Origin of the sequence: Melaminivora alkalimesophila (assembly GCF_000282995.1) — a bacterium.
In the GTDB taxonomy this organism is placed as follows: Bacteria; Pseudomonadota; Gammaproteobacteria; order Burkholderiales; family Burkholderiaceae_C; genus Melaminivora; species Melaminivora alkalimesophila.
Genome location: NZ_ALEE01000768.1, coordinates 1 through 8,056 on the forward strand (window position 1 = coordinate 1; position 8,056 = coordinate 8,056).

Consider the following 8,056-nt stretch of genomic DNA (forward strand, 5'->3'; position numbering starts at 1 on the left):
ACGCACGTGGTGCTGGAACTCGGGGGCAACGACGCGCTGCGCGGCCTGCCGCTCGCCAGCACCGAGAAGAATCTCTCGAAGATGGTGCAGATTGCTCGAAGCGCTGGCGCCCAGGTGCTGCTGGTCGGCATGCAGGTGCCGCCCAACTTCGGCGGCGAGCATGCGCGGCGCTTTGCCGAGCTGTTCCAGTCCGTGGCCACGCAGCACAAGGTGGCGTTCGTGCCCTTCCTGCTCGCGGGCGTGGCCGATGGGCCGGATCCGACGCGCCTGTTCCAGGCCGACCGCATCCACCCGACGGCCGAGGCGCAGCCGCGGATGCTCGACAACGTCTGGCCGGCGCTGGAGAAGCTGCTGCGCTGAAGGGGCGCTCGCTGCCGCGGGTCAGCCGGCCGCCGGCTCGGCGGTGGGCGCCGGCGGCTCCAGCGCCGCCCGGTAGGCGTGCCAGGTGGCGTGGCCGAGAAGCGGGCCGGCCAGCACCAGCCCCGCCCCCCACGGCCACAGGGACACGGCCACCAGCAGCGTGATCAACACGCCCCACAGCAGCATCACGCCCAGGTTTTCCAGCACCACGCGCATGCTGGTGATGGCCGCCGTGAGCGCGTCGGTGTCACGGTCCAGGATCATCGGGATCGCCACCACCGTGAAGCAAAACACCAGCGCCGCGAAGATGCCGCCCACCGCCGCGTAGGCAACGACGAACTGCCAGTTCTCAGGGTGGAACACCGCCTGCACCACGCCCGTGGTCGAGGGCATGCCGGTGTTGAAGAACACTGCGAAGACCACCAGCGATGCCCGGCCCCAGAGCAGCTCCAGCACGATCAGCGCCAGCACCAGCATCGCCATGCTGCCCATGTGGCGGTCCCAGCAGGTGAGCGACTCGCCCAGGCTGGGCGCCAGCCCGGCCTCGCGCCGGCGGCTGGTCTCGTACAGGCCCATCGCCAGGAACGGTCCGACCAGCAGGCAGCCGCTGGCAAGCGACATGGTGTATTCCGGTTGGGCGCGGAACACCCAGCCGAGCAGCAGCGCCATGCCCCAGAAGCACAGGCCATAGAACAGCGCGACGCCGGGTGCGTGCAACAGGTCGCTCGCGCCCCGGCCCAGCCACTGGAAGGGTTGCTGCCAGCGCAGCGGGCGCAGCACCAGCGCGGGGGCCGGCGCGGTGGTCGGGGAGGCGGTCGAGTCCAGCATGGCGCGAGGCCGCATGCGCGGCAGCAGTCAACGACGCCACCACCTTATCCCGTGCGCAGGGAAGGGGCATCCAGGTATTCACCAATGCCCGGTGCGTGCACCCTCAGGAGGCACCGAAGGCGTGCTCCAGCGCCTGTTGCAGGTCGGCGCGCAGGTCCTCCACGTCCTCCAGTCCGATGCACAAGCGCACCACGGTCCTGCCCGCCAGGTGGGAGGTGGCACCCGCGCGCATGCCGGACAGGTCGTAGGGCACCACCAGGCTCATCGGCCCCCCCCAGCTGTAGCCGATGCCGAAGAGCTGCAGGCGATTGCAGAACGCGTCCACCCGTTCGCGCCCGTGGCGCGCATCGAAGACCACGGAGAACAGCCCTGCGGCCGCGCCCTCGCCGCCTGCCGCCGCGCCGCACAGCGCCTTCCAGTGCGCATGTCCGGGCGAATCCGGCAGCGCCGGGTGCAGCACCTGCGCGACGGCCGGTTGTGCGGCCAGCCAGCGGGCCAGTTCGCGCGCAGTCCGGTCGTGGGCGCGGTAGCGCAGCGCCATGCTCGGCAGGGAGCGCAGCACGGCTTCCACATCGTTCGCCCCGACGCCCACGCCGAGGCGCATGTGCGTGCCCTTCAGGCGCAGGTGCAGCGCCTCGTCGCGCGTCGTGATGCTGCCCATCAGCACATCGCCGCCGCCGCTCGGGTACTTGGTCAGCGCATGCACCGAGAGGTCCACGCCCAGCGAGCCATCGCCCAGCAGGTCGAAGGGCGCAAAGGCCAGGCCGGCGCCCCAGGTGTTGTCCAGCGCGCACAGCACGCCGCGCTCCCGGCAGGCCCGCACCTGGCTCACCAGGTCGGGAAATTCCATGGTCACGGAGCCGGCGGCCTCCAGCCACACCAGCCGGGTGCGCTCGCCCAGCCTGGAGCGCAGGTCTTCCACATCGAGCGGATCGAACCGCTGGTGGCTGATGCCCCAGTGGGCCAGCTCTTCCTGCACCAGCGCCAGGTTCGGGCCGTAGGCGTTGTCGGGCAGCAGCACCTCGTCGCCCTGGCGCAGCAGCGACAGCGCCACGGTCGAGATTGCCGCCAGTCCGCTGGGCGCCAGCAGGCAGTGGCGCGCGCCCTCCAGGGTGGCCAGGCGCTCCTCCAGCGTGAAGGTGGTGGGCGTGCCGTGCAGGCCGTAGGTGTAGCCGCCCCGGTCCTTCCAGTTGCGCGCGCGCAGCGCCGCCACGTCGGGAAACAGCACGGTCGATGCCTTGTGCACCGCCGGCTGGGGCGCGGAAAACCCGCCCGGCGCCACATAGTCGTGGTGCACCAGGCGGGTGGCGATGTCGGCAGGAGGGACGGGGTTCTGGCTCATCCGCCCATGGTAGCGCCGCCTGGGCGCGCCGGCGCGCCCGTCCGCTCAGGCGCCCGGGTTGACCGCCAGGTTGTTGACCACGCTGGTCACGCCGTCCACGTCGCGTGCGATCTGCGCGGCGCGTTCCCGCGCGGCCTCGGACTTGACAGGGCCGCTCAGGGTGACCACGCCGCGGTCCGTATCGACCTCGATGCGAATGGCGCTCAGGTCCTCGTCCTTGGCAAGCCCCGCCTTGACGCGGGCGGTGATGCCGGCGTCCTCCACGGCCGCCTTGGCGTTGGCCGTGACCTCGCTGGTGGTGGCGCTCGCTTCCTGGCCGAGTTCCTGCGCCTTGGACTTGGCCTCCTCGGTGGCCTGGGCCGTGCTGGCGCGCGCCTCGGCGGCTGCCTGTTCCATCTTCAGCTTGGCCTCCTGCGCCGCCTGCTCGGTCCGGTCGACGGCCGAGTCCAGGCGTTGCCCGGCGGTCCGCTCGTCGTTGCGGTCGCAGGCCGCCAGGCCGAAGGCCAGCGCAGTGGCGGCCACGAGGGCGGTGGCGATGCGCCGGGCCGGGGCGTGTGCGGGGGTGGAAGATGGTTCTTGCATGGTTCTTCTCCTGGTGGTGGGCATGCCGGGCAATGTAGGAGCTGGCGGCGCCTGCGCCGGTGGGAGACTGCCGAAACGCCGGTAGGACAACGGCGGAAGCGCCTGCGTGCAGGCCGCGGGGGCGGGACAATGCGGCCCATGCCCCGGATCCTCCTGCAGCGCTGGCTGCCCTTCCTCGCCTGGCCGCGCCCGACCCCCGAGCTGCTGCGCGGCGAGTTCTGGGCCGGGATGACGGTGGGACTGATGTTGGTGCCGCAAGGCGTGGCGTACGCGCACCTGGCGGGCATGCCGCTGGTCACGGGAATTTACGCTTCGCTGGTGCCGGCGCTGGTGGCCGTGCTTTGGAGCTCGTCGACGCGCCTGGGGGTCGGCCCGACGGCCCTCACCAGCCTGCTGATCGGCGCCTCGCTGACCGGCCTGGCGGAGCCGGGCAGTGCCCACTGGGTGCAGCTTGCCGTCTGGATGGCCATCTTCTCCGGCCTGCTGCAGCTGAGCCTGGGCGTGGTGCGCTTCGGCTGGCTGCTCAACCTGGTCACTTCGCCGGTGCTGGGCAGCTTCACGCAGGCGGCGGCGCTGCTGATCCTGGCCTCGCAGCTGCCCGCGCTGCTGGGGCTGCGCACCACGTGGCACGCGGTGCTCAACGATCCCTCGCTGCACCATTTCGACCTGCGCGCCATGGCCTTCGGGCTGGGCAGCCTGGTGCTGCTGGTGCTGGCGCGGCGCTGGCGACCCGGCTTTCCCGCGGCGATCGTGGTGATCGGCGCGGCGGCCCTGCTGAGCTGGGCGCTCGGCCTGGCGGACGCCGGCGGCGCCGTGGTGGGGCCGGTGCCGGCCGGTCTGCCCTCGCTGTACCTGCCGGGCTGGCTGGCTTGGGGTCAGGTGCAGGAGCTGGTGCTCCCGGCGCTCGTCGTGACGCTGGTGAGCTTTCTGGAGACGGCCTCCAGCGCCAAGGTCGAGCACGGCCGCGGCGGCACGCGCTGGAACGAGAACCAGGACCTGATCGCGCACGGCATGGCCAAGATCAGCTCCGGCCTGTGCGGCAGCTTCGCCACCAGCGCGTCCTTCTCGCGCTCGGCCATCAACCTCTACGCCGGCGCCAAGAGCGGCTGGGCGACGCTGTTCGCGCTGCTGCTGGTGCTGGCGACGCTGCTGTGGCTCACGCCGGCGCTCTACCACGTGCCGCAGGCGGTGCTCGCGGCGGTGGTGGTCACGGCCATCACCAACCTGATCCGCCCCATGGGCATGCTGCGCCTGTGGCCCGTCTCGCGGGTGGAGACGGTGATCGGGCTGGCGACCTTCACGCTCACGCTGCTGAGCGCGCCGCGCCTGTACTGGGGCGTGCTGGTCGGGCTGGTGCTGAACCTGTCGCATTTCCTCTGCCAGCGCCTGCACCCGCGCATCATCGAGGTCGGGCTGCACCCGGACGGCAGCCTGCGCGACCGCCACCTGTGGCAACTGCCGCCGCTGGCGCCGGGGGTGCTGGCGCTGCGCATGGATGCCGAGCTGGATTTCGCCTCGGCCGCGGCGCTGGAGCGGCGCGTGGCCGACGAGCTGGCGGCGCGCCCGGAGCTCGATGCGCTGTGCCTGTTCGCCCTGCCGGTCAATCGCATCGACGTCACTGGCGTGGAAGCCTTCGCACGGCTGTTCGCGCTCATGAGCGGGCGCGGGGGCGGCCTGCATGTGGCCGGCCTGAAGCTGCCGGTGCAGCGCACGCTGGAGCGCGCCGGCGCCCTGCCCGACAGCCCGCTGCTGCACATCTACCGCACCGACGGCGAGGCCATCGCCGCGCTCCAGGCAGCGCGCGGTGGGGCCGCCCCAGCGCCGACCGCGGAGCGGCGCTGATACACTGGACCCCCCTGCTGTCTCGGCTCGTGTCCAATACCCCGCCCTTTTCGACGGTCCGCCTGCGCGACCTGCAATTGACGACGGCCCATGCCCTCGTGGCGCAGACTTCCGGCGGCTCGCACACGCTGGAGGGCAAGACGCCGACCGAATACCTGCAGGCGCTCATCGATGGCCTGTGCGAGCTGTCGCTGCGCGACGCACTCACCGGATTGCCCAACCGGCGCCACATGCAGGCGGTGCTCGACAGCGAGATCGATCGGGTGGCGCGCTCCGGCGAGGCCGCGCTGCTGCTGCTGCTGGACATCGACCATTTCAAGAAGATCAACGACAGCCATGGGCACGGCGTGGGCGACCAGGTGCTGCAGTCGATCGCGGCCACGCTGCACGGCTGCCTGCGCCCGATGGACACGGTGGCGCGCTGGGGCGGTGAGGAATTCGCCATTGTGCTGCCCGCCTGCCAGGTGGCCTTCGGGCGCGTGGTGGCCGAGCGGGTGCGCCGCGCCATCGAAGCCACGCCGGTGCACATCTCGCCCGGGCTGACGCTGCGCGTGACGATCAGCATCGGCGGCGCCTTTGCCCTGCAGTGGATCCGCAGCACGGCCCAGCTGTGGGTGGAGCGCGCCGACGCCGAGCTCTACCGCGCCAAGGCGGCGGGCCGCAACTGCGTCCACATCGAGGAGCAGCCCGACAGCACTGTGAGCGCCGAGGAAAAGAGCATGCTCTTCGGCACGCCCTACACCCCTTCGGGCTGGAACGACCTGCCCCTGCCCCCACCACCGCCTGCCCACAGCGCCTACTGATGGTCCCAAGATGAACGACGCGCTGTCTTCCACTCCCGCCGCTTCCGACGCCACCGCCCCCCAGCCGGGCGGCGGGCCGCAGCCGCATGCCATCGCCCCCGCCATCGGCGGGCGCATCATCGCCGTCACCAGCGGCAAGGGCGGCGTGGGCAAGACCTTCGTTTCTGCCAACCTGGCGGCCGCCCTGACGCGGCGCGGCCACCGGGTGCTGGTGCTCGACTCCGACCTCGGGCTGGCGAATCTGGACGTGGTGCTGAACCTGCACCCGAAGATCACGCTGCACGATGTCTTCACCGGCCGGGCGCCGCTCGAGGAGGCCGTGATCCAGGCGCCGGGCGGTTTTTCCGTGGTCCTCGCCGGCTCCGGGATGGTGGAGTATTCGCGCCTCACGCCTTCGGTGCGCAGCGAATTCCTGAACGTGCTGCGCACGCTCGCGCCGCGCTACGATGTGGTGCTGCTCGACACCGGGGCGGGGATCTCCGACGTGGTGCTCTACTCCGTCTCGCTCGCCTCCGAGGTGCTGGTGGTCGCGACGCCCGAGCCTACCTCGCTCACCGATGCCTACGCAGCCATCAAGGTGCTCGCCAAGCAGCAAAAGCGCCAGCACGTGCGGCTGGTGGTCAACCAGGCGGCGCGCCCGGGCGACGGCCGCGCCATCACGGGCCAGCTGCAGCAGGTGCTGAACCGCTTCGTCACCACCGACACGGGCGAGCCGATGCGCCTGATCCACATGGGCGACATTCCTGCCGACCCGAGCGTGCGCGATGCCGTCATGCGCCGCCAGCTGCTGATGCAGCACATGCCGGGCTCCCAGGCGGCGCTGGCCATCGCCCAGCTCGCCGCAAAGGTCGACTCGACCCTGCTGCAGCCCGCAGGTTCCTGAACACGCCGCGGACCGCAGCCGCAATCCGGCGCAGCGCAGGAGCCGCAGCGCTCAAGGGACAGCCGACGGGCAATCCAGCGCCGTCGCCACGGCGTCGAGCTCCGCCGCCAGCGTGGCGCGCAGCTCGGCGCGCATCGCCTCGCGCGTGAGCGCCTCCTCGGCGCGCAGCAAGGCCCAGTCGATCGCCATGCCGGAGGCGAACCCGGCCACGGCCCCCACGGCCGCACCCACCGCGGTACCCAGCCCGGGAACGGCAGAGCCCAGCCCGGCCCCGGCCAGCGCGCCCATGCCCATGCCGCCCATCTTGCCGGCTGCCTGCTTGGCTGCCGCCTTGGCCAGCACCTTGGCTGCGGCCTGCATGGAGGTCTTGGCGACCGCCTTGCCGGCCACGACCCCGACGAAGGCCCCCACGCCCACGCCCGAGACGGCGCTGGCGGCGAGGCGCCCGCGCGCATCGCCCAGCAAATCGAGCTCAGGCAAGCGCGGCACCGCCACCTTCACCAGACAGCGCCGGGCATCGATGCGCAGGTGGTGGCGCGCCAGCACCTCCTCGACGCGCCGCTGCCCCTGGGCGAGCGCCTCCTGGCGGCGTGCCGCCTGCTGTTGCACCTCCTGCGTCCACGCCGCCAGGCCGGGCGCCTCGGCCAGCGTTTGGGCCAGCCGCTCTTGCAGGAATTGCTCCGGCTTGCCGGCAATGACGTGAAAGATACGCCCCCACTCGGCCCCCAGGCTGAAGTACCAGTCCAGGTAGCGTTCCAGCGCCGCATCGGTCGCCTCGCGCACCGGTTGCAGGCTGCTGCACAGCGGCGCGGCCGCGCGGGAGCCACCCAAGGCCTCCAGGGCCAGCGCGCGCACCGCATCCAGGGTGCCGACGGCGTAGTAATGCTCGCCGATGCGCTCGCAGTCGGGCAGGCGCTGCAGGGCCAGGGGACTGCCACGCTGGCGCGCCCACCCGTCGAGTGCCGCAGCTCCCTGCAGCGCGATCAGGCAGACCAGCACCGCGACCAGGGCTGCCACCGCCGCACGTGCGCCCGCTGCCGCGCGCCTGCCCGGCAGCGCCCCCAGCAGGGCGCGCTCGGCCGATGCACCCTGTAGCGCCCAGCCCAGGCACCACAACAGGCCGATGGGCCCGGTCAGCGCCAGCAGGATCCAGCGCAGCGCGGACGATTCGGGCAGCGCCACCGCCACGCCACTGCCCACCTGGACGGCCAGCAGGGCGTCCAGGCCCCAGCGGACCAACCCGGAGGGCGCACCGGCGATGGCCGCCAGCGCCGTGTCCAGCACTTGCGGTTCGGTGGCGGGGAGCAGATCGCGCCCTTCCAGCCCGGCGTGGGCCCACCCCGCCAGCCAGGCCGCCCCCAGCAGCAGCGCCGTGCTCAAGCGCGCGGCCCACTGGCTGGCGCGCCAGGCGTAAGC

The 8,056-nt window shown here is 72.3% G+C and carries 8 protein-coding genes; 4 read left to right on the forward strand and 4 right to left on the reverse strand.

Annotation, left to right across the window (positions count from 1 at the left end; all coding sequences use genetic code 11):
- A partial coding sequence (locus A612_RS14800; protein ID WP_019375223.1) for a GDSL-type esterase/lipase family protein occupies positions 1 to 360 on the forward strand: 360 nt, incomplete at its 5' end.
- Positions 361 to 381: 21 nt separating this feature from the next.
- On the opposite strand, the gene A612_RS14805 is transcribed toward A612_RS14800, so the two are convergent.
- The 3 genes from A612_RS14805 to A612_RS14815 all read right to left on the reverse strand — a co-directional run bounded on the left by A612_RS14805 (position 382) and on the right by A612_RS14815 (position 3,112).
- On the reverse strand, positions 382 to 1,188 hold the full coding sequence (locus A612_RS14805) for a DUF2189 domain-containing protein (protein WP_019375224.1): 807 nt from the start codon (positions 1,186 to 1,188) through the stop codon (positions 382 to 384).
- 103 nt (positions 1,189 to 1,291) lie between these two features.
- Positions 1,292 to 2,530, reverse strand: coding sequence for a PLP-dependent transferase (locus A612_RS14810; RefSeq protein ID WP_019375225.1), 1,239 nt, complete (start codon positions 2,528 to 2,530; stop codon positions 1,292 to 1,294).
- 45 nt (positions 2,531 to 2,575) lie between these two features.
- The gene (locus tag A612_RS14815; protein ID WP_019375226.1) at positions 2,576 to 3,112 is read right to left on the reverse strand and encodes a BON domain-containing protein; all 537 of its coding nucleotides are present in this window, start codon (positions 3,110 to 3,112) and stop codon (positions 2,576 to 2,578) included.
- Positions 3,113 to 3,250: 138 nt separating this feature from the next.
- On the opposite strand from A612_RS14815, the gene A612_RS14820 reads away from it, so the two are divergent.
- The 3 genes from A612_RS14820 to A612_RS14830 are packed head-to-tail and all read left to right on the forward strand — an operon-like array spanning position 3,251 to position 6,640.
- The gene (locus A612_RS14820; protein WP_019375227.1) at positions 3,251 to 4,954 is read left to right on the forward strand and encodes a SulP family inorganic anion transporter; all 1,704 of its coding nucleotides are present in this window, start codon (positions 3,251 to 3,253) and stop codon (positions 4,952 to 4,954) included.
- Positions 4,955 to 4,983: 29 nt separating this feature from the next.
- Complete coding sequence (locus tag A612_RS14825; RefSeq protein ID WP_019375228.1) at positions 4,984 to 5,757, forward strand: GGDEF domain-containing protein; 774 nt, start codon at positions 4,984 to 4,986, stop codon at positions 5,755 to 5,757.
- 10 nt (positions 5,758 to 5,767) lie between these two features.
- Complete coding sequence (locus A612_RS14830; protein ID WP_019375229.1) at positions 5,768 to 6,640, forward strand: MinD/ParA family protein; 873 nt, start codon at positions 5,768 to 5,770, stop codon at positions 6,638 to 6,640.
- Positions 6,641 to 6,691: 51 nt separating this feature from the next.
- On the opposite strand, the gene A612_RS17440 is transcribed toward A612_RS14830, so the two are convergent.
- Positions 6,692 to 8,056, reverse strand: a 1,365-nt coding sequence (locus A612_RS17440) for a hypothetical protein (protein ID WP_019375230.1), incomplete at its 5' end; no start/stop codon positions are given.

Coding starts and splice junctions, on each gene's coding strand:
- A612_RS14805 (WP_019375224.1), bottom strand. CDS start 1,188: ATGCTGGACTCGACCGCCTCCCCGACCACCGCGCCGGCCCCCGCGCTG.
- A612_RS14810 (WP_019375225.1), bottom strand. CDS start 2,530: ATGAGCCAGAACCCCGTCCCTCCTGCCGACATCGCCACCCGCCTGGTG.
- A612_RS14815 (WP_019375226.1), bottom strand. CDS start 3,112: ATGCAAGAACCATCTTCCACCCCCGCACACGCCCCGGCCCGGCGCATC.
- A612_RS14820 (WP_019375227.1), top strand. CDS start 3,251: ATGCCCCGGATCCTCCTGCAGCGCTGGCTGCCCTTCCTCGCCTGGCCG.
- A612_RS14830 (WP_019375229.1), top strand. CDS start 5,768: ATGAACGACGCGCTGTCTTCCACTCCCGCCGCTTCCGACGCCACCGCC.